The sequence below is a fragment of the Micromonospora sp. NPDC049645 genome (assembly GCF_040675155.1).
Lineage (GTDB): Bacteria > Actinomycetota > Actinomycetes > Mycobacteriales > Micromonosporaceae > Micromonospora.
In genome coordinates, this window is sequence record NZ_JBFAOI010000001.1 from 524,658 (window position 1) to 548,870 (window position 24,213).

Here is a 24,213-nt window from a genome sequence, read left to right on the forward strand (position 1 = left end):
GAGCCCCGCAGTCGCGAACGGAAGGCGGCTCTGATGAGTGTTGTTGTTTTCACTGACGAGACCCGGGAACGGGCGCGCGAGATCATCGCCCGTTACCCGGCGGACCGGTCCCGCTCGGCGTTGCTGCCGCTGCTGCACCTGGTGCAGGCCGAGGAGGGGTACGTCTCCCCGGCCGGGGTCGCGTTCTGCGCCGAGGTGCTGGGGCTGAACAAGGCCCAGGTCGGCGCGGTGGCCACCTTCTACACGATGTACAAGCGCAAGCCGACCGGTGACTTCCTGGTCAGCGTCTGCACCAACACGATGTGCAACGTGCTCGGTGGCCAGGAGGTCTACGACACCCTCTCCGAGCACCTGGGCGTCGGGCACGACGAGACCACCGCCGACGGGACGATCACGCTGGAGCACGCCGAGTGCCTCGCGGCGTGCGACTACGGCCCGGTGATGACCGTCAACTACGACTTCTTCGACGGCGTGGACGCGTCCACCGCCATCGGTGTGGTCGACGAGCTGCGGGCGGGTGGGCGACCGATGCCGACCCGGGGCGCTCGGCTCTGCACCCTCAAGGAGATGGCGGTGCAGCTCGCCGGTTTCGCCGACGAGCGCGACGAGGCGGTCGCCGACGGCGGGCCGGGCGAGCCGACCCTGCGGGGCCTGCGGCTGGCCCAGCAGCACGGCGTCTCGGTGCCGGGCTTCGACCCGAACACCCCGATCCGCAGCAAGGCGGAGGCGGACAAGGCCGCCGCCGAGGCGAAGGCGAAGGCGGAGGCCGCCAAGCCGGCGCCCGCCGAGGCCAGCGCAGCCCCGGTCAAGGGCGGCGACGGCGCGTCCGCCCCCACCGGCAGCACCGCACCGGACGTGAAGGCACCGGACGACAAGTCGCCGCAGGTGCGTACCGCCGAGACCCGGCAGCCGGACGCGGGCACGGCGGCGCCGGACGCCCCGGGCACGAAGGTCCCGGCGGACGCCACCGGCACCGCGCCCGCGGCTGGCGATGCCCGGTCGGCCGAGGCTGCCGGCGTGGCGGCCAACGCGCCGGCCGGCGACGGCAAGCCCGCCGGCGACGAGGCCGGAGCGCAGGAGCGCAACCTCACCGAAGCGAAGGCTGGGACGGACGCCGACGGCGCCGGGCCGGCGGACGCGAACGAAACGGGGGTCCAGAAGTGACCACTCCCCGCCCGGAGACGCTGGCCAAGCTGACGCCGGTGCTGACCAAGCGCTGGCTGTCGCCGGACGCCTGGCGGATCGACACGTACGAGCAGCTGGACGGTTACGCCGCGCTGCGCAAGGCGCTCAAGGCCCACCCGGACGACCTGATCCAGCTGATCAAGGATTCCGGGCTGCGGGGCCGAGGCGGCGCCGGCTTCCCCACCGGGCTGAAGTGGGGCTTCATCCCGCAGGGCGACGGCAAGCCGCACTACCTGGTGGTCAACGCCGACGAGGGCGAGCCGGGCACCTGCAAGGACCTGCCGCTGATGACCCACGACCCGCACGCGCTGGTCGAGGGCGTCATCATCGCGTCGTACGCGATCCGGGCCAGCCGCGCCTACATCTACATCCGGGGCGAGGCGGTGCACGCCGCACGTCGGCTGCGCAACGCGGTCCAGGAGGCGTACGACAAGGGTTACCTGGGCCGCAACATCCTGCGCAGTGGCTACGACCTGGAGCTGGTGGTGCACTCCGGTGCCGGGGCGTACATCTGCGGCGAGGAGACGGCGCTGCTCGACTCGCTGGAGGGGTTCCGGGGCCAGCCCCGGCTCCGCCCGCCGTTCCCGGCCACCCACGGCCTGTACGCCAGCCCGACGGTGGTGAACAACGTCGGCACCATCGCCAGCGTGCCGCCGATCGTGCTCGGTGGGGCCGACTGGTGGAAGAGCATGGGCACCGAGAAGTCCTCCGGGCCGATGATCTACTCGCTCTCCGGCCGGGTCGCCAACCCGGGCCAGTACGAGTGCTCGATGGGTGTCACGCTGCGCGAGCTGCTGGAGCTGGCCGGTGGCATGCAGCCCGGTCACAACCTGCGGTTCTGGACCCCGGGCGGTTCGTCCACCCCGCTGCTCGCCGCCGAGCACCTGGACGTGCCTCTGGACTTCGAGGGGGTGGCGGCGGCCGGCTCGATCCTCGGCACCACGGCCACGCAGATCTTCTCCGACCAGGACTGCCCGGTCTACGCGACGTACCGGTGGCTGGAGTTCTACCACCACGAGTCGTGCGGCAAGTGCACCCCGTGTCGCGAGGGCAACTACTGGATGGTGCGGGTCTACCGGCGGATCCTCGCCGGTCAGGGCACCCACGAGGACCTGGACACTTTGCTGGACACCTGCGACAACATCCTCGGCCGCTCGTTCTGTGGTCTCGGTGACGGCGCGACCAGCTCGGTGACCTCCTCGCTGAAGTACTTCAAGCAGGACTACCTCGACTACATCGAGGGTCGGACCGCACCCAAGCTGTCGGAGAAGACCCTGGTAGGGGCGCACTGATGACCGACGTAGCCAAGCAGACCGAAACCGTCACCCTCACCATCGACGGCGTCGAGGTCACCGCCCCCAAGGGGACGCTGCTGATCCGGGTCGCCGAGCAGATGGGCACCGAGATCCCCCGGTTCTGCGACCACCCGCTGCTGGCCCCGGCCGGCGCCTGCCGGCAGTGCCTCGTCGAGGTGGAGGGGCAGCGCAAGCCGGTTGCCTCCTGCACCCAGACCGTCGCCGACGGCATGGTCGTGCGTACCCAGATCACCTCACCGGTGGCCAAGAAGGCGCAGGAGGGGGTGATGGAGCTGCTGCTGCTCAACCACCCGCTGGACTGCCCGATGTGCGACAAGGGCGGTGAGTGCCCGCTCCAGAACCAGGCGATGTCCACCGGCCGCACCGACTCGCGCTTCCACGAGCACAAGCGGGAGTACGAGAAGCCGATGGCGATCAGCAGCCAGGTGCTGCTGGACCGTGAGCGGTGCGTGCTCTGCCAGCGGTGCACCCGCTTCTCGGAGGAGATCGCCGGCGACAAGTTTATCGACCTGATGGGCCGGTCGTCCGCCGAGGAGATCAACATCTACCGGGACGACGCGTACGGCGAGCAGGGCGACGCCGGGGACGTACCGTTCAACTCCTACTTCTCCGGCAACACCGTGCAGATCTGCCCGGTGGGCGCGTTGACCGGTGCCCAGTACCGCTTCCGGGCCCGCCCGTTCGACCTGGTCTCCAGCCCGAGCGTCTGCGAGCACTGCTCGGCCGGCTGCGGGCAGCGCACCGACTGGCGGCGCGGCAAGGTGCTGCGCCGGCTGGCCGGCGACGAGCCGGCGGTGAACGAGGAGTGGAACTGCGACAAGGGTCGGTGGGGCTTCCAGTACACCCGGGCCGGCGACCGGCTGACCACTCCGCTGGTCCGCGACGAGCACACCGGTGAGCTGCGCGAGGCGTCCTGGAGTGAGGCGCTCACCGTGGCCGCCGAGGGGCTGCACACGGCGCGGGAGAGCGGGCAGGGCACGGCGGTGCTCACCGGCGGTCGGCTGACCGTCGAGGACGCGTACGCCTACGCCAAGTTCGCCCGGGTCGCGTTGAACACCAACGACATCGACTTCCGGGCCCGGCCGGTCTCCCGTGAGGAGGCCGACTTCCTGGCCAGCTCGGTCGCCGGGGTCACCGACGTCACCTACACCGACGTGGAGAACGCGCCGGCGGTGGTGCTGGTCGGCCTGGAGCCGGAGGAGGAGTGCCCGATCCTCTTCCTGCGGCTGCGCAAGGCGTACCTGAAGAAGACCCTGACGGTGTACGCGCTGGCGCCCTTCGCCACCCGCGGCCTGGAGAAGCTCGGTGCCAAGCTGGCCCGGGTGGTGCCGGGCGAGGAGGCCAGCGTGCTCGCCGAGCACGCCACGGTCAGCGAGGCGCTGAGCGTGCCGGGCGCGATCCTGATCGTCGGCGAGCGGTTGGCCACCGTGCCGGGCGGGCTCTCCGCCGCGGCCGACGTGGCCCGGCGGACCGGCGCGAAGCTGGCCTGGGTGCCGCGGCGCGCGGGTGACCGCGGCGCGGTCGACGCGGGTTGCCTGCCCAACCTGCTCCCCGGCGGACGTCTGGTCACCGAGCCGGCCGCGCGGGCCGAGCTGGGTGAGGCGTGGGACATTCCGGCCGGGGTGATCCCGAGCCAGGCCGGTCGGGACACCGACGGCATCCTGGCCGCCGCCGCCAACGGGCAGCTCGGCGCGTTGGTCGTCGGCGGTGTCGACCCGGCGGACCTGGCCGACCCGCGACTGGCCGAGTCCGCCCTGGACGCGGTGCCGTTCCTGGTCAGCCTGGAGCTGCGCGCCAGCGCGGTGACCCGGCGGGCGAACGTGGTGCTGCCGGTCGCCCCGGTGGTCGAGAAGGCCGGCAGCTTCCTGGACTGGGAGGGTCGGCTGCGTCCGTTCGAGGCGGTGCTGAACACCTCCGCGATGACCGACGGCCGGGTGCTCGACGCGCTGGCCGCCCTGCTCGACGTGCGTCTCGGCACGGCCGACGTGTTGAGCGTGCGTCGTGAGCTGGGCTCGCTGCCGGCGACGCGGATGTCTCGGCCGGCCGCGCCGTCGGTCGCGCCGGGGCGGGTGCCGGAGCCGGGCGCCGGGGAGGCCGTGCTGGCCACCTGGCACCAGCTGGTGGACCTCGGCACCCTGACCGAGGGCGACGAGAACCTTGCCGGGACCGCCCGTCCGCCGGTGGTCCGGCTGGGCAAGGGCACCGCCGAGGCGCTCGGTGTCGCCGACGGTGACGCCGTCACGGTCGGCACCGACCGGGGGGCGCTGACCCTGCCGGCCGAACTCACCGAGATGCCGGACGGTGTGGTCTGGCTGCCGACCAACTCACCCGGATCGACCGTGCGGCGCAGCCTCGGGGCGACGTCCGGCGCGGTCGTCCGGATCTCCGTTCCCGCACCGAGCACGGCCATTCCGGCCGGGCGCGTGGCGGCCGACGAGACCGGTCTCCCGGGTCCGCTCCTCAACTCCGGGGGTAACCAGTGAGTTCCGCAGTCGCGAACGAAAGGTGGGCACAGTGAGTCCGTCCTACCTGGCCCAGGACCCCACGCTTGCCGACTTCGGTCGGGATCCGTGGTGGCTGGTTCTCGGCAAGATTGTCTTCGCGTTCGCCTTCGGGCTGCTGGCCACCCTGCTCGGTGTCTGGTTCGAACGGCGTGTGGTCGGCTACATGCAGGTGCGGCCCGGCCCCAACCAGGTTGGCCCGTTCGGCCTGCTGCAGACCCTCGCCGACGGCCTGAAGATGGCCTTCAAGGAGGACATCCTGCCGAAGGCGGCCGACAAGGTCGTCTACTTCTTCGCCCCGACCATCTCGGTGATCTGCGCGGTCACCGCCCTGTCGGTGGTGCCGTTCGGTCCGATGGTGAGCATCTTCGGTCACCACACGCCGTTGCAGGTCACCGACGTGCCGGTGGCGGTGCTGCTGCTGCTCGCCTGCTCCTCGATGGGCGTCTACGGCATCGTGCTGGGTGGTTGGGCCTCCGGTTCGACGTACCCGCTGCTGGGTGGTCTCCGCTCCAGTGCCCAGATGATCTCGTACGAGGTCGCCATGGGGCTGAGCATCGTGGCCGTCTTCATGACCGCCGGCACGATGAGCACCAGCGGGATCGTCGCCGCTCAGGGCGACGGCACCCAGTTGACCGTCTTCGGCCAGCCCATCCCGGCGCCGGGCTGGTACGCGATTCTGCTGCTGCCGAGCTTCGTCATCTTCTTCATCGCCACCGTCGGTGAGACCAACCGGGCGCCGTTCGACCTCCCCGAGGCCGAGTCCGAGCTGGTCGCCGGCTTCATGACCGAGTACAGCTCGCTGAAGTTCGCGCTCTTCATGCTCAGCGAGTACGTCGCGATGGTGACCATGTCCGCGGTCACCACCACGCTGTTCCTCGGCGGCTGGCGAGCGCCGTGGCCGATCACCATCTGGGAGGGCGCCAACTCCGGTTGGTGGCCGATGCTGTGGTTCTTCGGCAAGGTGATCGCGCTGGTCTTCGTCTTCGTGTGGCTGCGCGGCACGCTGCCCCGGCTGCGGTACGACCAGTTCATGCGCCTCGGTTGGAAGGTGCTGCTGCCGATCAACCTGGTCTGGATCCTGGTCCTGTCGGGCCTGCGCTCCATCGAGGACTGGGACACCCGGGGCAAGGTGATCGCCGTCGGCGTCCCGGCCGGCATCCTGCTGATCGCCACGATCTTCTGGCCCAGCCGGAAGCCGAAGCCGACGCCGACGACGCAGGAGCAGGTCGACAGCCGGCCGTACGGGAGCTTCCCGCTGCCGCCGATGGATCTTCAGGTACCGCCGAGCCCGCGTATCACGCGCGTGGTCGCCGAGCGGGAGCCGGCCAACATCGTTGCCGGCTCGGACTCCAGGGAGGTGTGACGTGGGCGCGATCACCGGAACGTTCAAGGGATTCGGTGTCACCTTCTCGCACATGTTCAGGAAGGTCGTCACCACCGACTACCCGTTCAAGCCGCCGGTGTCGGCGCCGCGCTACCACGGGCGGCACATCCTCAACCGGCACCCGGACGGCCTGGAGAAGTGCATCGGCTGCGAGCTGTGCGCCTGGGCCTGCCCGGCGGACGCGATCTACGTCGAGGGTGGCGACAACACCGACGAGCAGCGCTTCTCACCGGGTGAGCGGTACGCCAGCATCTACCAGATCAACTACGCCCGGTGCATCTTCTGCGGGCTGTGCATCGAGGCTTGCCCGACCCGGTCGCTGACCATGAGCAACGAGTACGAGCTGGCCCGGGACAACCGGCAGGATCTGATCTTCACCAAGGAGCAGTTGCTCGCGCCGCTGCTCGAGGGCATGGAGCAGCCGCCGCACCCGATGCGGCTCGGTGACAGCGAGAAGGACTACTACGTCGGCGCGCTGGACAACCCGGGCACCTCCGCCGGTGCGGAGACGTCCCCGATGGGCCCCGGCCGCTACCAGGTCGAGGAGCACCCCGGCGTGACGTTCCCGGGCGCCGAGCAGGCCGCCCAGCGCGTCGCGGCCGGCAAGGGAGAGGAAGCATGACCACGTCTACGGTGCTGGCCGCGGCGGGTGGGGTGTCCGGCGGCGAGGAGGTCACCTTCTGGATCCTCGGGCCGCTCGCGCTGATCGGCGCGATCGGGATGGTGGCCGCCCGTAACGCGGTGCACTCCGCGCTCTGGTTGGTGCTCACCATGCTCTGCCTGGGCGTGTTCTACGTGCTCCAGGCCGGGCCGTTCATCGGCATGGTGCAGATCATCGTCTACACCGGCGCGATCATGATGCTCTTCCTCTTCGTGCTGATGCTTGTCGGTCGAGACTCCACCGATTCACTGATCGAGACGCTGCGCGGTCAGCGGGTCGCCGCGATCGTGCTGGGGCTGGGCTTCGCCGGTCTGGTCGGCGGCGCGCTCTACCGGGCGCTGGACGGGACCACCGCGGTCGGCCTGGAGCAGGCCAACGCCGAGGGCAACGTGCAGGGCATCGCCCGCCTGCTCTTCACCAAGTACGTCTTCGCGTTCGAGCTGACCTCGGCGCTGCTGATCACCGCGGCGGTCGGTGCCATGGTGCTGGCCCACATCGAGCGCCGCAAGCAGGACAAGGTCGACCAGCCGTCGACCATGCGGGCCCGTTTCGCGCCGGGTAACTACCCCGGCCCCAAGCCGGGCCCCGGCGTCTTCGCGACCTCGTCCTCGGTGGCCACCCCGGCCCGACTGCCGGACGGCCGGCTCTCCGAGCGGAGCACGCCGGACATCCTGCCGGTGCGGGAGCTGACCGCCCAGGAGACCACGCTGAAGGGGACGGACCAACGGTGAGCGCGAGGAGTGCAGCGAAGCGGAGCCCCGCAGTCGCGAACGAAAGGCGGGCACGGTGAGCGCGAGGAGTGCAGCGGAGCGGAGCCCCGCAGTCGCGAACGAAAGGACAGCTCAGCCATGACACCCGACTACTACCTGGTGCTCGCTGCGGTGCTGTTCACCATCGGGGCCGCCGGGGTGCTCGTCCGGCGCAACGCGATCGTGCTGTTCATGTGCGTGGAGCTGATGCTCAACGCGGCCAACCTGACGCTGGTCACCTTCAGCCGGATCAACGGTGACCTGAACGGTCAGATCATGGCGTTCTTCGTGATGGTGGTGGCGGCGGCCGAGGTCGTGGTCGGGCTCGCGATCATCATGTCCATCTTCCGGACGCGACGCTCGGCGAGTGTCGACGACGCCAACCTGCTCAAGTACTAAGGGGCAAGCAAGTGGAAGAGACTGTGCAGTACGCCGGTGCCACGGGCTTGCTCGGCAGCGTCTGGCTGCTCGTGGCGATCCCGCTGGTCAGCGCGGCCATCCTGCTGCTGCTCGGCCGTCGGGCCGACCGCTGGGGGCACTGGTTGGGCGTCGCCGCGATCGGCGCCGCGTTCGTGCTCGGCCTGACTTTCTTCTTCCAGCTGCGTGGCCTGGAGAACAAGTCGGTCGAGCTGAGCCTGTGGGACTTCATCGCGGTCGGTGACCTACGGGTGGACTTCGGCCTGCTGTTCGACCCGCTGGCCGCGGTCTTCGTGCTGCTGATCACCGGGGTGGGTTTCCTGATCCACCTGTACGCGGTGGAGTACATGTCGCACGACGCCGGTCGTCGTCGGTTCTTCGCGTACTTCAACCTGTTCGTCGCGGCGATGCTGCTGCTGGTGCTCGGCAACAACTACGTGATGTTGTACTTCGGCTGGGAGGGCGTCGGTCTGGCGTCGTACCTGCTGATCTCCTTCTGGACCGAGCGGCCGAGCGCGGCCACCGCCGGCAAGAAGGCGTTCCTGATGAACCGGGTCGGTGACACCGGCCTGGCCATCGGCATCTTCATCATGTTCGCCACCCTGGGCACCACCCAGTACGACGAGGTGTTCAACGGTGTCGGCGCGCTGACCGGCACCACCGTGCTGGTCCTCGGCCTGTTGCTGCTGCTCGGTGCGGCCGGCAAGTCCGGTCAGTTCCCGCTCCAGGCGTGGTTGCCGGACGCCATGGAGGGCCCGACCCCGGTGTCGGCGCTCATCCACGCGGCCACCATGGTCACCGCGGGCGTCTACCTGATCGCCCGGTCCAACCCGATCTTCTCCGCCAACTCGACGCTCCAGCTCGTGGTGGTCAGCGTCGGCGCGCTCACCCTGCTGATCGGCTGCATCATCGGTGCGGCCAAGGACGACATCAAGCGGGTGCTCGCCTGGTCGACGGTGAGCCAGATCGGCTACATGTTCCTCGGTGTCGGTCTCGGCGGTGGGGCGTACGCGCTGGCCATCGTGCACCTGCTGGCGCACGGCTTCTTCAAGGCCAACATGTTCCTGGGCGCCGGCTCGGTCATGCACGGGATGAAGGACCAGGTCGACATCCGCCGCTTCGGTGGGCTGTCGAAGTACATGAAGATCACCTGGCTGACCTTCATGATGGGCTGGCTGGCCATCATCGGCATGTTCCCGTTCTCCGGCTTCTTCTCCAAGGAGCCGATCATCGTGGCCGCCTTCGAACGGGAGGACTGGACCGCCTGGCTCTTCGGCGGGGCGGCGCTGCTCGGCGCCGGGCTGACCGCGTTCTACATGACGCGGCTGTTCGTGCTCACCTTCCACGGCCCGCAGCGCTGGACCGACGACATCGAGCACCCGCACGAGTCGCCGAAGCTGATGACCGTCCCGCTGATCCTGCTGGCGGCCGGCTCGGTCGGCGCCGGCTTCCTGCTCTCCACGTCCGTGCCGGACTGGCTGACGGCGACCGCAGGGCTGGGCGGCGAGCACGCCGAGCACGAGCCGGTCCTCTCGCACGCCGTGATCACCACGCTGTCGCTGCTGGTCACCGTGCTCGGCGCCGGGCTGGCCTGGTTCCTGTTCCGGGCCGGCACGGCCACCGCGCCGCAGCCGGCCGGGGTGCTGGTCACCGCCGCCCGGCGCAACCTCTACACCGACGCGGTCAACGAGGCGGTCTTCGAGAAGCCGGGCATCTTCCTCACCCGGGCGCTGGTGTATCTCGACAACCGGGGCATCGACGGGCTCGTCAACGGGCTCGCCGCCGCGGTCGGCGGTGGCTCCGGTCGCCTCCGCCGCATGCAGACCGGCTTTGTCCGCTCGTACGCCACCTCGATCCTGGCCGGTGCGCTGCTGGTGATGGCGGCGTTCCTGGCGGTGCAGGCGGGGTGGTTGGCGTGATCGACCTCTTTCCGGCCGCCCCCGCCGGCGGACCACGCAGTGACGACGGAGGTAAGGCCGCATAATGTCCAACTTCCCGTTCCTCTCGGTGCTCACCGTGGCGCCACTGGTGGGCGCCCTGGTGGTGGCCTTCCTGCCGCGCCACCGGCCGGAGCTGGCCAAGCAGGTGGCTTTCGCCTGGTCGCTGCTGGTGCTGGTGCTGTCGGTGGTGATGTGGGTCAGCTTCAACGCCGGTGGTGACCGGTTCCAGTTCCGCGAGTCGTACTCGTGGATTCCGAACTGGGGTGTCAGCTTCACCTTCGCCGCCGACGGCATCGCGTTGGTGATGTTGATGCTGATCGCGGTGCTGGTGCCGCTGGTGATCCTGGCGTCCTGGCACGACGCCGAGTCGTCGAAGCGGTCGGTGCCCGTCTACTTCGCGCTGCTGCTGGTCCTCGAATGCACGATGATCGGCGTCTTCGCGGCCGCCGACGTTTTCCTGTTCTACGTGTTCTTCGAGGTCATGCTGGTGCCGATGTACTTCCTCATCGGCAGCTACGGCGGTCACCAGCGCCAGTACGCGGCGGTGAAGTTCTTCCTCTACTCACTCGTCGGCGGTCTGTTCATGCTGGCCGCGGTGATCGGCCTGTGGGTGGTCGGCGGGAAGACGTTCGACTGGCAGGCGCTGTCGCAGGTCGATATCAGCACCGGCACCGAGCGCTGGCTGTTCCTCGGCTTCTTCCTCGCGTTCGCCATCAAGGCGCCGTTCTTCCCGTTCCACACCTGGCTGCCCGATGCCGGTGGCGCCGCCCCGGCGGGCGCGGCAGCCCTGCTGGTCGGTGTGCTGGACAAGGTCGGCACCTTCGGCATCCTGCGCTACTGCCTGCCGCTGTTCCCGGAGGCGTCGAAGTGGTTCGCGCCGTGGGCGCTGGCACTGGGCGTGATCGGCATCGTCTACGCGGCGCTGCTGGCCGTCGGCCAGAACGACCTCAAGCGGCTGGTGTCGTACACCTCGATCGCGCACTTCGGCTTCATCGGGGTGGGCATCTTCGCCTTCACCACCCAGGCCGGCACGGGCGCGGTGCTCTACATGCTCAACCACGGGCTGGCCACCGGCCTGCTCTTCCTGGTGGTGGGGATGCTGATCTCCCGGCGTGGCTCGGCGCTGATCAGTGACTTCGGTGGCGCCGGCAAGCTGGTCCCGCTGCTCGCCGGGGTGCTCTTCTTCGCCGGTCTCGCCTCGCTCGCGCTGCCCGGCACGGCGCCGTTCATCTCCGAGTTCCTGGTGCTGATCGGCACCTTCACGGTGAACAAGCCGGTCGCGGTCATCGCCACGCTCGGCATCATCCTGGCCGCCGCGTACGTGCTGTGGATGGTGCAGCGCACCACCCAGGGCACCCTCAACCCGGCGCTGACCGAGGTCGAGGGCATGCGTCGCGATCTCAACCTGCGCGAGAAGGTCGTGGTCGCACCCCTGATCGCGTTGATCGTGCTGCTCGGCTTCTTTCCCAAGCCGGTCACTGACGTGATCAACCCGGCCGTCCAGGCGACCATGGACGACATCGGTAGAACCGACCCGGCCCCGTCGGTGGGCACCGTCCAGGAGGCGGCAAAGTGACCGAGCTGAACCTGCCGTCGATCAACTATGCGGCGATCGCTCCGATCCTGATCATGCTGGGTGCCGCGTTGCTCGGCGTGCTGGTCGAGGCTCTGGTGCCCCGACGTCTGCGGCACGTGGTGCAGCTGACGCTGGCGCTGCTCGCGGTCCTCGCGGCACTGACCATGGTGGTCCTCAGCGCCGACGAGCGGATCATCACCGCCGGTCAGGCCCTCGCGATCGACGGGCCGACGCTCTTCCTCCAGGGCGCGATCCTGGTGCTCGCCGCGATGGCGTTGCTGCTCATCGGTGACCGCTCGATCGAGCGGGGCGGGGCGTTCGTCGCCCAGGCCGCGGTGACCGCCGAGTCGGCCGACGACCGGCGGCAGGCCGAGGGGCGCAACGGTCTCACCGAGGTCTACCCGCTCACCACGTTCGCGATCGGCGGCATGCTGATCTTCGTGGCGGCGAACGATCTGCTGACCATGTTCATCGCGCTGGAGGTCTTCTCCCTGCCGCTCTACCTGCTCTGCGCGCTGGCCCGTCGCCGGCGCCTGCTGAGCCAGGAGGCGGCGATGAAGTACTTCCTTCTCGGTGCGTACGCCTCGGCGTTCTTCCTGTTCGGTGTGGCCCTGATCTACGGCTTCACCGCCGGCATCCCGGGCCGCTCGGCCGGCGTCGACTTCGCCACCATCCACGCGGCGGTGAGCGAGTCTCCGGCCAGCCCGGTGCTGCTCTTCGCCGGCATGGCGCTGCTCGCCATCGGTCTGCTCTTCAAGGCCGCGGCGGCGCCGTTCCACGTCTGGACGCCGGACGTCTACCAGGGCGCGCCGACCCCGGTCACCGGCTTCATGGCGGCCTGCACCAAGGTCGCCGCGTTCGGTGCCCTGCTGCGCGTCTTCCAGGTCGCGTTCGCCGACGCCAACTGGGACTTCACCCCGGTCCTCGGTGCGGTGGCGGTGCTGACCATGCTGGTGGGCGCGGTGCTCGCGGTCACCCAGACCGACATCAAGCGGCTGCTCGCGTACTCCTCGATCGCCAACGCCGGCTACCTGCTGGTCGGTGTGTTGGCGCCCAGCCGCGACGGGCTCGCCGGCACGATGTTCTACCTGGTGGCGTACGGCTTCTCGGTGCTGGCCGCGTTCGCCGTGGTGACCCTGGTGCGTGACGAGGACGGAGAGGCCACCCACCTGTCCCGTTGGGCCGGGCTGGGCCGGCGGTCGCCGTTCTTCGCCGCGCTGTTCACGTTCATCCTGCTCGCCTTCGCCGGTATCCCGCTGACCAGCGGCTTCACCAGCAAGTTCGCCATCTTCGGGCCGGCCCTGGAGGGTGGCCAGGCGTGGCTGGTGATCGCCGGTGTGCTGACCAGCATGGTGCTCGCGTTCCCGTACCTGCGGGTCGTGGTGATGATGTGGCTCTCCGAGCCGGGCGAGTCGACCCCGACGGTCACCGTGCCCGGTGGGCTCACCTCCGCCGCGCTGATGATCGGTGTGTTGGCGACCCTGGTGCTTGGCGTCGCCCCGGCGCCGCTGCTCGATCTGGCCGCTGGAGCTGCCGAATTCGTGCGATGACCGAAGGAGCGATCACTGGGGGTCGGCGCGTGTTCACGTGCCGGCCCCCGGTGCGTATCCCCGGCCCGGAGCAGGTCGAACGGGTGTGGCATGGTTGATAGCGTGGTGAATCCGGCGGGCGAGCGTTCAGGTGTCTCCGGCTCCGGCGGTCGGCGGGGTCGGGCGAGCACGAGTCAGTTCGGCGCGATCGGCCTCAACCTCGCCGATCCCCGCGTCGAGGCGTCCGTGCTGGGTCTGCTGGACACGGTCGAGGTCGAGCTGCGGGCCAGTGTGTCAAGCGCCGACCCCTTCGTCACCGAGGCTGCCCGGCACCTCGTCGAGGCCGGCGGGAAGCGTTTCCGGCCGCTGCTGGTGGCGCTCGGGGCCCAGTTCGGCGATCCGACCGCTGCGCAGGTGGTTCCGGCCGCCGTGGTGATGGAGCTCACGCACCTCGCCACCCTCTACCACGACGACGTGATGGACGAGGCCGCCGTCCGTCGGGGCGCGCCCAGCGCGAACTCCCGGTGGACCAACTCGGTCGCCATCCTGGTCGGCGACTATCTCTTCGCCCGCGCGGCCGACATCGCCGCGGATCTGGGCCCCGAGGCGGTCCGGTTGCAGGCGCGCACCTTCGCCCGGCTGGTGCACGGCCAGATCGCGGAGACCGTGGGGCCGCGCGCCGGTGACGACCCGGTGGCCCACTACCTGCACGTCATCGCCGAGAAGACCGGTTCGCTGATCGCCACGTCGGCCCGGTTCGGCGGCATGTTCGGTGGCGCCGCCCCGGAGCACGTGGAGGCGCTCGCCGGGTACGGCGAGACGATCGGTGTCGCCTTCCAACTCTCCGACGACCTGCTGGACATCGCCTCCGAGTCGGTGCAGTCGGGTAAGACGCCCGGCACGGACCTGCGCGAGGGTGTCCCGACCCTGCCGGTGCTCTACGCCCGCGAGGCGGACGACTCCGACGCGTCGTCGGTGCGGCTGCGGGAGATCCTGGCGACCGGCCCGCTGACCGACGACGCGCTGCACGCCGAGGCGTTGGGGTTGCTCCGGGAGAGCCCGGCGCTCAAGCGGGCCCGGGAGACCGTGCGCAGCTACGCCGAGGAGGCCCGCGCGCAGCTCGCCCCGCTGCCGCACGGCCCGTCCCGCAGCGCGCTCGAGTCGCTCTGCGACTACATCGCCGACCGCACCAGCTGATCCGCGCCGCCATTTCCAACCCGGGCGGCGACGCGGGTCAACAGTCGACTGCCGACGAGCATGAGGGCGGCGGCGAGCAGCATCGACACGGCCGCGACGGTCCACATCACCGGGTAGCCGAGGTGGGCGGCGAGTGGGCCCAGGCTCAGCGGGCCGAGGCAGCCGCCCGCGTACACCCCGGTCTGGGTGATCGAGGTGGCGGCGGCCGGTGACTGGGGGTGGAGCCGGACCACCGCGAAGTTCATCAGGCCGGGCCAGGCCCAGCCCAGGCCGAAGCCGAGGAGCACGCCGGCCACCAGCGGCACCGAGCCGGTCACCGCGAGCAGGCCCAGCCCGACAGCGCCGACGACCAGCATCGCGGCGATGAGGGCGACGTGCCCGGTGTCGCGACGGTCGGCCAGCCAGCCGGCGCCCACCCGGGCCGCCACGCAGGTCGCGCTGCCCAGGGTGAGGGTGAGGCCGGCGAGGCCGGGTGACAGGCCCCGGGCCGCGGCGGAGTCCACCAGGAAGGTGCCCAGCGCGTTGGCCGCGCCGGAGGCCAACGTGGCCGCCGCGCCGAGCACCACCAGCGCCGCGGTGGCCCGCCCGGCGCGCGTGCCGCCGGCCCGCCGCGCCGGGCCGGGCAACTGCCGGGGTACGGCCGCCAGCGCCGTCAACGCGGCCACGGCGGCGGCCACGAACGCCCAGCGCCAGCCGGCGGTGAGCGCGATGGTGGGCACCGCCGCCCCGGCGAGCAGCGTGGAGACCGGGATGGCGGCCTGCTTGACACCGAACGACAGCCCCTGCCGCCGGGCCGGCACGTGCTGAGCCAGCGCCGTGTTGCTGGCCAGCTGGCCGAGTGCGTTCGCGGCGGCGCTGAGGGCCAGCAGGCCGACCAGCATCGGGTACGACCGGGCGAAGGCGGCCACGGCGAGCATCGATCCGGCGGCGAGCAGGATGCCGCAGCGGGCGACCAGAGCCGGTCCGTACCGCTCGACCAGGCGGCCGGAGGGCATCGAGGCCAGCGCGCTGACCCCGAAGTAGACGGAGACCGCCAGGCCCAGACCGGCCGGTGAGAAACCGAGGTCGGCGCCCATCTGCACGGCGAGACCACCGACCAGGAAGACGGGGAGCACGCAGGCCACGGTGGTGACGACCGCGCCGGCGCTGGCCCCGACCGGTCGGGGTCGCGCGGTGGTCGATTTCGGGGTAATGGAGGTGTTGGTCATCGTCCCGCAAACGTACGCGAATCCCGCTCAGCGCACTCTTGGTGATCGTCGGGGAACGTGCTGTGGATAGTGATCTGGCATCCTCGACCCGAACAGGCATTTCGCACCGGGCCTGTTTTTCATATGGTGTAAGTCCCCGGCGGCGGAGGTGGTTGTGCGCGACCCCTTGGCAGAACCTTCGGACCTGATTCGCAGCGTGTCCCGAGCGCTACGGGTGCTGGAGTCGGTCGGTCGCGCCCCGAAGGGCCTGACCGTCAAGCAGATCGCCCGGCGCTGTGAGCTGACCGTGGCGACCACCTACCACCTCGTCCGCACCCTCGCCTACGAGGGCTACGTGATCCGTCGCGAGGACGGCACGTACATCGTGGGGTTGGAGGTGGCCGACCGGTACCGGGAGTTGGTCACGGCGTTCCGGGGCCCGCCAGCGGTCGGTGAGACGCTGCGGCGGGCCGCGCTGGACACGGGCTACAGCCACTACCTCGGGCGGTTCGTCGGCGGCCAGGTGGCCCTCACAGCGGTCGCCGAGGGGCACCGCTCGCCCTACCTGGAGGACCTGGTCCCCGGCTTCGACGAGGGTGCGCACGCGACCGCCCTGGGCAAGTCGTTGCTCGCCACCCTCACCGCCGACCAGCGCTACCGCTACCTACGCGAGTACGGCATGCGGCCGTTCACCACCGCCACGCTGACCACGACGGAGAGTTTCGAGGCCGACCTGGCCGCCGGCGACCGGCGCGGCATGCAGTTGGAGATGGGCCAGTTCCGGCAGGGGGTGGCGTGCGCCGCGGTGCTCGTCGCGCCGGACAAGGACATGGAACGCCGGGTCGTGCTGGCCTGCGCGCTGCCGGCCAGCGAGATGATGACCTCCGCCCGGGTGGTACGCGCCAAGCTGCTCACCGTGGCCCGCAGCGTGGCCGACGGCATCGCCGCCGACAACTGACCGACCCCCGTTCCAGGCCGAGAGGGGCCCTCTCCCAGGCCGAGAGGCCCTCTCCCAGGCGGGGAGAGGGCCTCTCGGGGCGGTCCAGCGCCGGACCGCCGGAACAACGTCAGCGGCCCACCGGCCGTGGATGTGGGGTCAGCTACCCACCGGGCCGCCGTCGAGGCGCCAGGTGACCACCACGCCCGGCTTGGCGTAGTCGCCGTCCGGCCAGTTCGAGGCCGGGTTCTCCACCGAGGCGCCGCTGATCTCGCCCGGGTGCTGCACGGCGACGAAGACCGAGCGGTTGTCACCGGTGATGAACGGGCCGCAGGTCTCCGCGCCGAGCGGCACGGTCAGGAACTGCTTGAGGTGACCCCGCTCCGGACCCTCGACGGCGACGGCGAAGAGGCCGTCGTTGCTGCCCAGCGCGTTGCCGTCGGTGGAGATCCACAGGTTGCCGGTGGCGTCGAAGGCGACGTTGTCCGGGCAGGAGATCGGGGAGACCTTGGTCTTGTCGTACCCGGCGAAGAAGGTCGACGGGTCGGTCGGGTCGCCGCAGACGATCGGCAGTGACCAGGCGAAGGTCTCCGAGGTGTTGTCGTTGCGATCCTCGACCAACTCCAGGACCTGCCCGTGCTTGTTGGCGTTGCGCGGGTTCGCCTCGTCCGCCTTCGGGTTGCTGCCGACGCCACGGTTGGTGTTGTTGGTCAGCGCCACGTACACCTTGCCGGTGAGCAGGCTCGGCTCGACGTCCTCGGGGCGGTCCATCTTGGTCGCGCCGACCTTGTCACCGGCGAGCCGGGTGAAGGTGAGCACGTCCGCCGCGGTCATCCCGTCGACGAACGACCGGTTGCCACTGACCAGCTTGATCCAGTGACCCCGGCCGTTGAACGCGCCGTCGGCGGGGAGCTTGCCCGAGCCGTCGATCTCGGCGGCGCTGGTCTGGTCGAGCTTCGCCACGTAGAGCGTGCCGGACTCCAGCAGGGTCAGGTTGTGCTTGCGGGCAGCCCAGGAGTTGCCCTTCATGAACTTGTTGTCCGAGACGAACTTGTAGAGGTAGTCGAACCGCTCGTCGTCGCCCATGTACGCGACCACGTGGCCGTCCTTCGCGACGATCACGTTCGCGCCCTCGTGCTTGAACCGGCCCATCGCGGTGTGCTTACGCGGGCGGCTCTCCGGGTCGAACGGGTCGATCTCGACGACCCAACCGAACCGGTGCGCCTCGTTGGGGTGCTTCGCCAGGTCGAAGCGCTCGTCCGCGCGCTCCCACTTACGGCTGCCGCTCGGGTAGCGGCTGGCGGTGCTGATGCCGTACCGGTCCAGCTTCGGCTTCAGCTCGGCCGGGGCGGCGTCGGCGCCGACGAAGTACTGGTTGAAGTTCTCCTCGCCGGAGAGCACCGTGCCCCACGGGGTCACCCCACCGGCGCAGTTGTTGAGCGTGCCGACGACCGTACGGCCCTTGGGGTCGGCGGCGGTCTTCAGCCAGGCCGAGCCGGCGGCCGGGCCGGTCAGGTCGAACTTGGTGCTCAGCGCGGTGACCCGCCGGTTGTACGGCCGAGGGCCCTTGTCGACCGGCTTCCACTGCCCGGTGCCCGCGACCCGCTCCAGCTCCACCACGGACATGCCGTGCGCGGCCATCGCGGTGCGCAGCTGCTCCACGGAGAGCCCGTCCAGCCCGGGGAAGCCCGGGAACATCAGGTCCTCGTTGGTGTACTCGTGGTTGACCACGAGCAGCGCCCGCTTGCCCTGCTTGTCCAGCGGCAGCACGCCCACGAAGTCGTTGTTGTAACCGAACTGCTTGGACTGCGCGGCGGCGGTCTGGTGGTGCAGGTTGAACTCCGGCGCGCCCGGCAGCACCGGGTCACCCCACTTGATCACCACGGCGTGGTCGTAGCCGTTCGGCACGACCAGGGTGTCCAGCTTGTTCGGTGGAATCGGCTTGAAGGTCAGCGCGCCGCTGCCGACTCCGGTGCTGGGACGACCGAAACCGAAGGCCTCCGGGACGTCCGGGGTGCTCGGGGCCGCCGTGGCCGGGGCCGCGCCGGCGAGCGCACCTGCCGCCGCGCCGCCGAAACCGAGAACCAGCGCGCCGACCGCGCCGGCCCGAACCACCCCACGCCGCGAGACCTCCGCGCTCACCACGTCACCGAAGTACGCGTTGTCGGAGGTGTTCGGGACCGGGTGGTCACAGGCGTTTCCGCAGCGGTACAGACAGGTCATGGCGTCACGGGTGCCATGACGGGTGCCGTTCAACAGGGGGAGCAGCCGGGGACGGTCGCTCATGGGGGAAGCCTCCAGAGAAGTCGGTGGCACGACAGGCGGCGTACCAGCCGGACGCTAGGAGGACGTGGTGAGCGCTCGTCGGCCACGATGTGAACCGGGCATGAACACCTGCGCGGGCGACAACCCTCGCGCAGCCGGTCTGACCTCGGGCTGAACCGTTCGGCGTGACCGCACGTATTCCCGAGCGGACGCACCGCCGGACGCGCGCCGGAAGCGAGGAGACCGCCATCAGCGACCATGACGCCCAACTGCTGCGCGCGCTGCACGACGAGCACGCGGAAGCGCTGTACGCCCATGCCCTGCGGCTGGTCAACGGGGACCGGCAGCGGGCCGAGGACCTGGTGCAGGAGACGCTGCTGCGGGCCTGGCGACACCCGGAGGCGCTCGACCCGAGGCGCGGTTCGGTGCGGTCCTGGCTGTTCACCACCGCCCGCAACCTGGCCATCGACGCCTGGCGTCGGCGCTCCACCCGGGTCGGCGAGGTGTTCACCGACGATCTGCCCGAACCGCCGGAGGTGATCGACGAGGCCGAACGGGCGGTGGAGGCGTGGACCGTCGCCGAGGCGCTGAACCGGCTCAGCCCGACCCACCGGGAAGTGCTGGTCGAGTGCTTCTACCAGGGGCGTTCGGTAGCCGAGGCGGCGTCCCGCCTCGGCGTACCACCGGGGACCGTGAAGTCACGAACCCACTACGCACTGCGGTCTCTACGGTTGGTCCTTGCGGAAATGGGGGTGACGGGATGACCCGGTGCGAGTTCGCGTACGACGACGGCGCGTACGTGCTGGGTGCCCTGGCCCCCGCCGAGCGGGCGGCCTACGAGCGGCACCTCGGCGGCTGCGCGTCGTGTCGGGAGGCGGTCGCCGAGATCGCCGTCCTGCCCGGGTTGCTCGGCCGCCTCGACCCGGCGGGGTTGGAGCAGATCCTGCCGCCGCCGGCCCCGCCCCGGGTGCCCGCGCTGCTCGACGAGGCCCGGCGTCGCCGTCGTCGGGACCGCACCGCCGAGCGGCGACGGTACGCGCTGACCACACTGGCCGCCGCCGGCCTGGCGCTGCTGGTGGGGGTGGGCACCGCCGTGGCGCTGCCCCGGCCGGTCAGCCCCGGCCGGCCCTCCGGCGCGCAGGGCGGCACCCCGGCGCCGCAGGTGTCGATGGTCGCCATGCGGCCGGTGGCCTCGGCCGGGCCGGTGCACGCCGACATCGGGCTCACCGGCACCGAGTGGGGCACCGAGGTGACCATGCGCTGCGGGTACGACGCGCGGACGAGCTACGGCAAGGCGTACCCGTTCCGGCTGGTGGCGCGCGGGCCGAACGGCACCACCGAACAGATCGGCTCCTGGCTGGCGGCCCCCGGTGACGACCTCAGCTTCACCGGCGCCACCCGGTTCACCGACGCCGAGCTGGTCAGCGTGGAGCTCCAGAAGGCCGACGGCACCCCCATCCTCACCTACGCCGTGCCGTAGCCGCGACCCGTCTGCGTCGATCAAGGAGTTGTGCTGGGCGACAAACCGGCCGAACTAGTGCTGGGCGGGCACCACAACTCCTTGATCGACCGCGGTTGGGGGTCGGGGCCGGGTGCGGGTGCGGCGGGAGGTGTGGACCGCGTCGGCGGTGAAGACGATCAGGGCGAGCCAGACCAGCGCGAAACCGGCCAGGCGGGCCGGGGGCATCGGCTCGTGAAAGATCAGCACACCGCAGCCGAGCTGAAGGACCGGCGCCAGATACTGGATCATGCCGAGGCTGCTCAGCGGTAGGCGGTTGGCCGCCCCGGCGAACAGCAGCAGCGGAATCGCGGTGGCGGCGCCGGCCAGCACCAGCAGCGCGGTGTGTCCGGCCGACACGTGCCCGAAGGTCAGGTCGGCCTGTGCCGTCAGCCAGCCGAGGTAGCCCAGAGCCGGCAACGCCAGCACCGCCGACTCGACGAAGAGCCCCTCCGCCGCCGGCAGCCCGAGCCGCTTCTTGACCAGGCCGTACCCGGCGAAGCTGAACGCCAGGGTCAACGCCAACCAGGGCAGCCGACCGTAGTCCACCGTGAGCACCGCGACCGCCGACGCGCCGATCCCCAGCGCCACCCACTGCGCCGGCCGCAGCCGCTCCCGCAGCACCGTCACCCCGAGCAGCACCACGACCAGCGGGTTGATGAAGTAACCGAGCGCGGTCTCCACCACCCGGTCGGAGTTGACCCCGTAGATGTAGGTGCCCCAGTTGACCGCGATCAGCGCGGCGGCCGCGACGATCCCGGCCACCGCCCAGGGGCGGCGCAGCAGCGCACGCAGGAAGCCGATGTTGCGCAGCGCCGCCAACAGCAGGGCCACGAAGAGCACCGACCAGACGATCCGGTGGGCCAGGATCTCCAGCGGGCCGGCGGGCCGCAGCAGCTTGAGGTAGAGCGGAAAGAAACCCCAGAGCAGGTACGCGCCGAGGCCGTAGAGGTATCCCAGGCGGAGTGGCGTCACGCCTCCACCGTAAGGGGTGTACCGCCGTTTTGTTCCTTTCCGGTGATCGGCGTCACCGGGGGACGTCGATCGAGCTGCATCCACCGTTGTGGCACGTCCAACGGCGTGAAGCCCACCCGCGCGTACACCTGGTGGGCGTCGTTGGTGCAGAGCACGATCCGGCGTACGCCCAGCTCGTCCAGGTGGTCGCGGATCCCGCCGACCAGCCATCCGCCCAACCCGCGACCCCGGGCGGCGCGGTCGACGTACACGTCGCAGAGCCAGGCGAAGGTGGCGCCGTCGGTGACCACCCGGGCCACCGCCACCTGACGGCCGTCCTCCGGCCGGTAGACGCCGAACGGCAGCGAGCCGGCGAACGCCCGCGCGGTGATCTCCGCGTCCCGTCCGAGCGCCCAGTACGCGTCGGTGGACAACCAGTGGTGCACCAGGTCCAGATCGATGCGCGCGGGATCGGCGCTGAGCAGGTGACCGTCGGCGTGGGTCAACGAGAACATGCCGCGACGCTAATCGTCGAGATGGGCGGCCAGGCCGACCAATTCCCGGATGCTGGTCGTCGGCCCGCCCGGCGGAGGTCGAAGCGCCGGGCGGGCCGGTTCGGCGACGACCGCCCGCCGGTCAGTCCCGGTCGAGGACGGCGCCGAGGATCCAGGTCACGATGCTCACGAAGAGGGCACCGAGCACGGCCGCCGGCCAGAACCCGTCCACCGAGAACGGCAGCCCGGCCTGGTCCGCGATCCAACTGGTGAGCAGGAACAGCAGCCCGTTCACCACCAGGGCGATGAGGCCCAGCGTCAGGAGGTAGAAGCCGCAGCCGACGGTCTTGATGATCGGCTGGAGGACCGCGTTGACCACACCGAAGATCACCGCCACCAGGAGCAGCGTGGTCACCGTCTCGGTGGCGGAGTTCGAATCCAGGGTGATGCCCGGAATGAGGAGCGTGGCCAGCCAGAAAGCCAGAGCTGTGCTGGCCAGCCGAATCAGCAGACCTTTCAGAAAACCCATGGCGGGGATCGTGCCACGGACCGCCCACCGGCGTAACCCGCAGCTGACCATCGTGGTGGGTCAGCCGCGGGCCGGTGGCCCGATCAGTTGCGCCTCGATCGGGGTGGGGGAGAGCAGCGCCCAGCGCAGCGCCCGCCGGTTGACCACGGCCACCATGTCGTCCCGGATCCGGGTCAACCACTCGGCCGAACCGCCCAGCCCGAGTGCGGCTCCGGCCAGGGTGGCCTCGGCGGCGTTCAGCGGTTGGAGCAACGCCAGGTCGGCCCGGCTCAACGCGTCCACGTCGGCCGGGGTCAGCTCGTCGCGTACCACCAGAGTGGCCTGCCACGGCGGGCCCGGCGCGGCGTCGGCGGCCACCGGCCCGGCGTCGACGACCAGCAGCAACGGACGCAGCGCGGTGGCCACCCCGTCGGCCACCGACCGGCCGGGCGGAAGCAGGGGTATCGTGCCGCCCGGCGCGCCAACCCCCCGGACGAACGGCTCCCACGCGCGCGGTCGCACGGTCTGCACCACCACCAGGGCGCCGAGCGCCAGGGCGCGCAGGGCCACCAGCTGCGCCGCGCGTACGCCGCCGACCAGCAGCACCCGGGTGCTCTCCGGCCGGAACAGCCGCACGGTGACCGCTCCGCCGTGCCGGTTGGTGCCGACCATCATGCCCGCGTCGCCCAGGGAAAGCTCCCAGTCGTCCACCGACGGGCCGGGTGCCGCTGGGCGGGGCTGCGGACCGGCTGCCGTCAGCGCCAACGGCAGCGTCGCGGCCAGCCCGCCCAGGTGGGCGCCGTCGAGCCGACGCAGCTTTCCGCCCAGGTCCGTCACCAGACGGATCAACGCCTCGGAGGCCGCGGCCAATTCGGTCGCCGTCCCGGCAGCCAGGCGTACGGTCAGCTCGGTCGGCACCGCGGAGCCGGTGCTCGTCGACCGGCCCGACGGCATCGACGCCGTCGTCGACGGTCCCGCCGACAGGGACACCGTCGTCGCGGTCGCCGGCAGCGCGAGCAGTCGGGGCACCAGTCGACGTCCGACCGCACCGACCGGGTCGGGCCAGCGGATCAGGTGGAAGGTCGCCTGGTGCAGCGTGCCGGACCGGATCGCCGGCCAGGACTCCCGTGTCGGCGCACCGTCGTGGTGGGCCAACTCGCCCAGGACGCGCAGCGCCGCCGGCACACCGAGTGGCCGCGCGGTCAACGACCCGAGCCGGCGCACGATCCGGCGTACCGTGCCGGCGAGGGCGCGGCGCAGGTCCTCCTCGGACCAGCCGTCCACCCGCAGCACCCGGACCGCCACCACGGCCCGTTCCCGCCCGGCGAGCCGCCCGTCGGTGAGCTGCCGGTACGACGTGCCGACCGTGCCGCCCGCGCCCGGTACCGGAGCCGGTGACCCGGCGAGCAGCAGTTGCACCAGCAGCGGGGGCGTGTCGGGCCCGGCCGGGGGCAGCAACGCGGCCGGCGCGGGAATCGGCTGTGACGCGTCGCCGAGCAGGTCGCCGGGGTCGCCGAGCTCCAGCAGCGCCACCATCCCCCCGATGTCCTCCAGGACGGCCGCCGGCCCGTCGGTCAGCTCGGTCGAGCGGACGACGGTGCCCGGGGCGACCAGGTCGAGCAGGTCGGCCGGGCCCGCCGGCCCGCTCAGCGCCCGACGGCGGGTGAGATGCCCGGTGGCGGTGCCCAGCCACTCGAAGAGCCAACGCCCCCGAACCGGCACCCAGGCGGTCGCCACCAGCAGCACGGCCACCAGCGCGGCCACGACGACGACCGGTGCGGGTCGTCCGAGGGCGACGAGGACGAGCGCCGCCGCGACCTGGGCGGCGACGAGTTGCCCGGCTCGCACTCCTGCGCCCGTACGCCGGGCGAGTGCGATCCACTGGTCGGCGGGTGACCGACGAGGCGTGCCC

The 24,213-nt window shown here is 71.0% G+C and carries 20 protein-coding genes; 14 read left to right on the top strand and 6 right to left on the bottom strand.

Translation table 11 applies throughout. From position 1 onward, the window contains the following. Nucleotides 1-33: 33 nt before the first annotated feature. The 11 genes from nuoE (at nucleotide 34) to AB0J33_RS02610 (ending at nucleotide 14,458) form a co-directional block, all read left to right on the top strand. Entirely contained in the window at nucleotides 34-1,164 is a 1,131-nt protein-coding gene (nuoE, locus tag AB0J33_RS02560; protein WP_363609061.1) for an NADH-quinone oxidoreductase subunit NuoE, read from the top strand. Next, entirely contained in the window at nucleotides 1,161-2,477 is a 1,317-nt protein-coding gene (gene nuoF / locus AB0J33_RS02565; RefSeq protein WP_363609063.1) for an NADH-quinone oxidoreductase subunit NuoF, read from the top strand. Before nuoE ends, nuoF begins: the two co-directional genes overlap by 4 nt. Then, nucleotides 2,477-4,984: an NADH-quinone oxidoreductase subunit G gene (locus AB0J33_RS02570; RefSeq protein WP_363609065.1), complete on the top strand. Its 2,508-nt coding sequence runs from the start codon at nucleotides 2,477-2,479 to the stop codon at nucleotides 4,982-4,984. Before nuoF ends, AB0J33_RS02570 begins: the two co-directional genes overlap by 1 nt. Before the next feature lie 31 nt (nucleotides 4,985-5,015). Continuing rightward, nucleotides 5,016-6,368, top strand: a complete 1,353-nt coding sequence (nuoH, locus tag AB0J33_RS02575) for an NADH-quinone oxidoreductase subunit NuoH (RefSeq protein ID WP_363609067.1) — start codon at nucleotides 5,016-5,018, stop codon at nucleotides 6,366-6,368. 1 nt (nucleotide 6,369) lies between these two features. Continuing rightward, nucleotides 6,370-7,011, top strand: coding sequence for an NADH-quinone oxidoreductase subunit NuoI (gene nuoI / locus AB0J33_RS02580; protein ID WP_112585694.1), 642 nt, complete (start codon nucleotides 6,370-6,372; stop codon nucleotides 7,009-7,011). After that, complete coding sequence (locus AB0J33_RS02585; protein WP_363609069.1) at nucleotides 7,008-7,781, top strand: NADH-quinone oxidoreductase subunit J; 774 nt, start codon at nucleotides 7,008-7,010, stop codon at nucleotides 7,779-7,781. The genes nuoI and AB0J33_RS02585 overlap by 4 nt, the downstream gene beginning before the upstream one ends. 117 nt (nucleotides 7,782-7,898) lie before the next feature. Next, a complete protein-coding gene (gene nuoK, locus AB0J33_RS02590; RefSeq protein ID WP_030486270.1) occupies nucleotides 7,899-8,198 on the top strand; it encodes an NADH-quinone oxidoreductase subunit NuoK in 300 nt (99 codons plus the stop codon). A gap of 11 nt (nucleotides 8,199-8,209) precedes the next feature. After that, the gene (gene nuoL, locus AB0J33_RS02595; protein WP_363609071.1) at nucleotides 8,210-10,135 is read left to right on the top strand and encodes an NADH-quinone oxidoreductase subunit L; all 1,926 of its coding nucleotides are present in this window, start codon (nucleotides 8,210-8,212) and stop codon (nucleotides 10,133-10,135) included. A 64-nt stretch (nucleotides 10,136-10,199) separates the two neighbouring features. After that, complete coding sequence (locus AB0J33_RS02600) at nucleotides 10,200-11,732, top strand: NADH-quinone oxidoreductase subunit M (RefSeq protein ID WP_363609073.1); 1,533 nt, start codon at nucleotides 10,200-10,202, stop codon at nucleotides 11,730-11,732. Next, the gene (gene nuoN / locus AB0J33_RS02605) at nucleotides 11,729-13,282 is read left to right on the top strand and encodes an NADH-quinone oxidoreductase subunit NuoN (protein ID WP_363609075.1); all 1,554 of its coding nucleotides are present in this window, start codon (nucleotides 11,729-11,731) and stop codon (nucleotides 13,280-13,282) included. The genes AB0J33_RS02600 and nuoN overlap by 4 nt, the downstream gene beginning before the upstream one ends. Nucleotides 13,283-13,372: 90 nt before the next feature. Next, nucleotides 13,373-14,458, top strand: coding sequence for a polyprenyl synthetase family protein (locus AB0J33_RS02610; RefSeq protein WP_363609077.1), 1,086 nt, complete (start codon nucleotides 13,373-13,375; stop codon nucleotides 14,456-14,458). On the opposite strand, the gene AB0J33_RS02615 is transcribed toward AB0J33_RS02610, so the two are convergent. Beyond that, nucleotides 14,434-15,666 carry an MFS transporter gene (locus AB0J33_RS02615; protein WP_363609079.1) on the bottom strand — a complete coding sequence of 411 codons (1,233 nt, stop codon included), beginning with the start codon at nucleotides 15,664-15,666 and terminating at the stop codon, nucleotides 14,434-14,436. The genes AB0J33_RS02610 and AB0J33_RS02615 overlap by 25 nt on opposite strands. Before the next feature lie 154 nt (nucleotides 15,667-15,820). Between AB0J33_RS02615 and AB0J33_RS02620 the strand changes: the two genes are divergently transcribed. Then, nucleotides 15,821-16,603, top strand: a complete 783-nt coding sequence (locus AB0J33_RS02620) for an IclR family transcriptional regulator C-terminal domain-containing protein (protein ID WP_363609081.1) — start codon at nucleotides 15,821-15,823, stop codon at nucleotides 16,601-16,603. Between the two features lie 138 nt (nucleotides 16,604-16,741). Here the strand turns inward: AB0J33_RS02620 and AB0J33_RS02625 are convergent, their stop codons facing one another. Continuing rightward, on the bottom strand, nucleotides 16,742-18,868 hold the full coding sequence (locus AB0J33_RS02625) for a PhoX family phosphatase (RefSeq protein ID WP_363609083.1): 2,127 nt from the start codon (nucleotides 18,866-18,868) through the stop codon (nucleotides 16,742-16,744). A gap of 227 nt (nucleotides 18,869-19,095) precedes the next feature. Between AB0J33_RS02625 and AB0J33_RS02630 the strand changes: the two genes are divergently transcribed. Both AB0J33_RS02630 and AB0J33_RS02635 read left to right on the top strand, forming a co-directional pair. Then, nucleotides 19,096-19,611: a sigma-70 family RNA polymerase sigma factor gene (locus tag AB0J33_RS02630; protein WP_363610190.1), complete on the top strand. Its 516-nt coding sequence runs from the start codon at nucleotides 19,096-19,098 to the stop codon at nucleotides 19,609-19,611. After that, nucleotides 19,608-20,327 (top strand): zf-HC2 domain-containing protein, encoded by a 720-nt coding sequence (locus AB0J33_RS02635; protein WP_363609085.1) that lies wholly within the window; start codon nucleotides 19,608-19,610, stop codon nucleotides 20,325-20,327. The genes AB0J33_RS02630 and AB0J33_RS02635 overlap by 4 nt, the downstream gene beginning before the upstream one ends. 54 nt (nucleotides 20,328-20,381) lie before the next feature. Here AB0J33_RS02635 and rarD read toward each other — a convergent pair whose 3' ends face one another. From rarD to eccE, 4 genes are all read right to left on the bottom strand, one after another. Further along, nucleotides 20,382-21,320 carry an EamA family transporter RarD gene (gene rarD, locus AB0J33_RS02640; RefSeq protein WP_363609087.1) on the bottom strand — a complete coding sequence of 313 codons (939 nt, stop codon included), beginning with the start codon at nucleotides 21,318-21,320 and terminating at the stop codon, nucleotides 20,382-20,384. Then, entirely contained in the window at nucleotides 21,317-21,814 is a 498-nt protein-coding gene (locus AB0J33_RS02645) for a GNAT family N-acetyltransferase (protein ID WP_363609089.1), read from the bottom strand. Before AB0J33_RS02645 ends, rarD begins: the two co-directional genes overlap by 4 nt. A 121-nt stretch (nucleotides 21,815-21,935) precedes the next feature. Further along, the gene (locus AB0J33_RS02650; protein ID WP_124778570.1) at nucleotides 21,936-22,322 is read right to left on the bottom strand and encodes a phage holin family protein; all 387 of its coding nucleotides are present in this window, start codon (nucleotides 22,320-22,322) and stop codon (nucleotides 21,936-21,938) included. Nucleotides 22,323-22,382: 60 nt separating this feature from the next. After that, nucleotides 22,383-24,179, bottom strand: a complete 1,797-nt coding sequence (gene eccE / locus AB0J33_RS02655; protein ID WP_363610192.1) for a type VII secretion protein EccE — start codon at nucleotides 24,177-24,179, stop codon at nucleotides 22,383-22,385. Nucleotides 24,180-24,213 lie beyond the last annotated feature (34 nt).

What these genes read in the sequence shown, in the direction of transcription:
- nuoE (WP_363609061.1), top strand. Translation starts at nt 34, where the DNA reads ATGAGTGTTGTTGTTTTCACTGACGAGACCCGGGAACGGGCGCGCGAG.
- AB0J33_RS02570 (WP_363609065.1), top strand. Translation starts at nt 2,477, where the DNA reads ATGACCGACGTAGCCAAGCAGACCGAAACCGTCACCCTCACCATCGAC.
- AB0J33_RS02585 (WP_363609069.1), top strand. Translation starts at nt 7,008, where the DNA reads ATGACCACGTCTACGGTGCTGGCCGCGGCGGGTGGGGTGTCCGGCGGC.
- nuoK (WP_030486270.1), top strand. Translation starts at nt 7,899, where the DNA reads ATGACACCCGACTACTACCTGGTGCTCGCTGCGGTGCTGTTCACCATC.
- AB0J33_RS02600 (WP_363609073.1), top strand. Translation starts at nt 10,200, where the DNA reads ATGTCCAACTTCCCGTTCCTCTCGGTGCTCACCGTGGCGCCACTGGTG.
- AB0J33_RS02610 (WP_363609077.1), top strand. Translation starts at nt 13,373, where the DNA reads ATGGTTGATAGCGTGGTGAATCCGGCGGGCGAGCGTTCAGGTGTCTCC.
- AB0J33_RS02615 (WP_363609079.1), bottom strand. Translation starts at nt 15,666, where the DNA reads ATGACCAACACCTCCATTACCCCGAAATCGACCACCGCGCGACCCCGA.
- AB0J33_RS02625 (WP_363609083.1), bottom strand. Translation starts at nt 18,868, where the DNA reads ATGAGCGACCGTCCCCGGCTGCTCCCCCTGTTGAACGGCACCCGTCAT.
- AB0J33_RS02635 (WP_363609085.1), top strand. Translation starts at nt 19,608, where the DNA reads ATGACCCGGTGCGAGTTCGCGTACGACGACGGCGCGTACGTGCTGGGT.
- AB0J33_RS02645 (WP_363609089.1), bottom strand. Translation starts at nt 21,814, where the DNA reads ATGTTCTCGTTGACCCACGCCGACGGTCACCTGCTCAGCGCCGATCCC.
- AB0J33_RS02650 (WP_124778570.1), bottom strand. Translation starts at nt 22,322, where the DNA reads ATGGGTTTTCTGAAAGGTCTGCTGATTCGGCTGGCCAGCACAGCTCTG.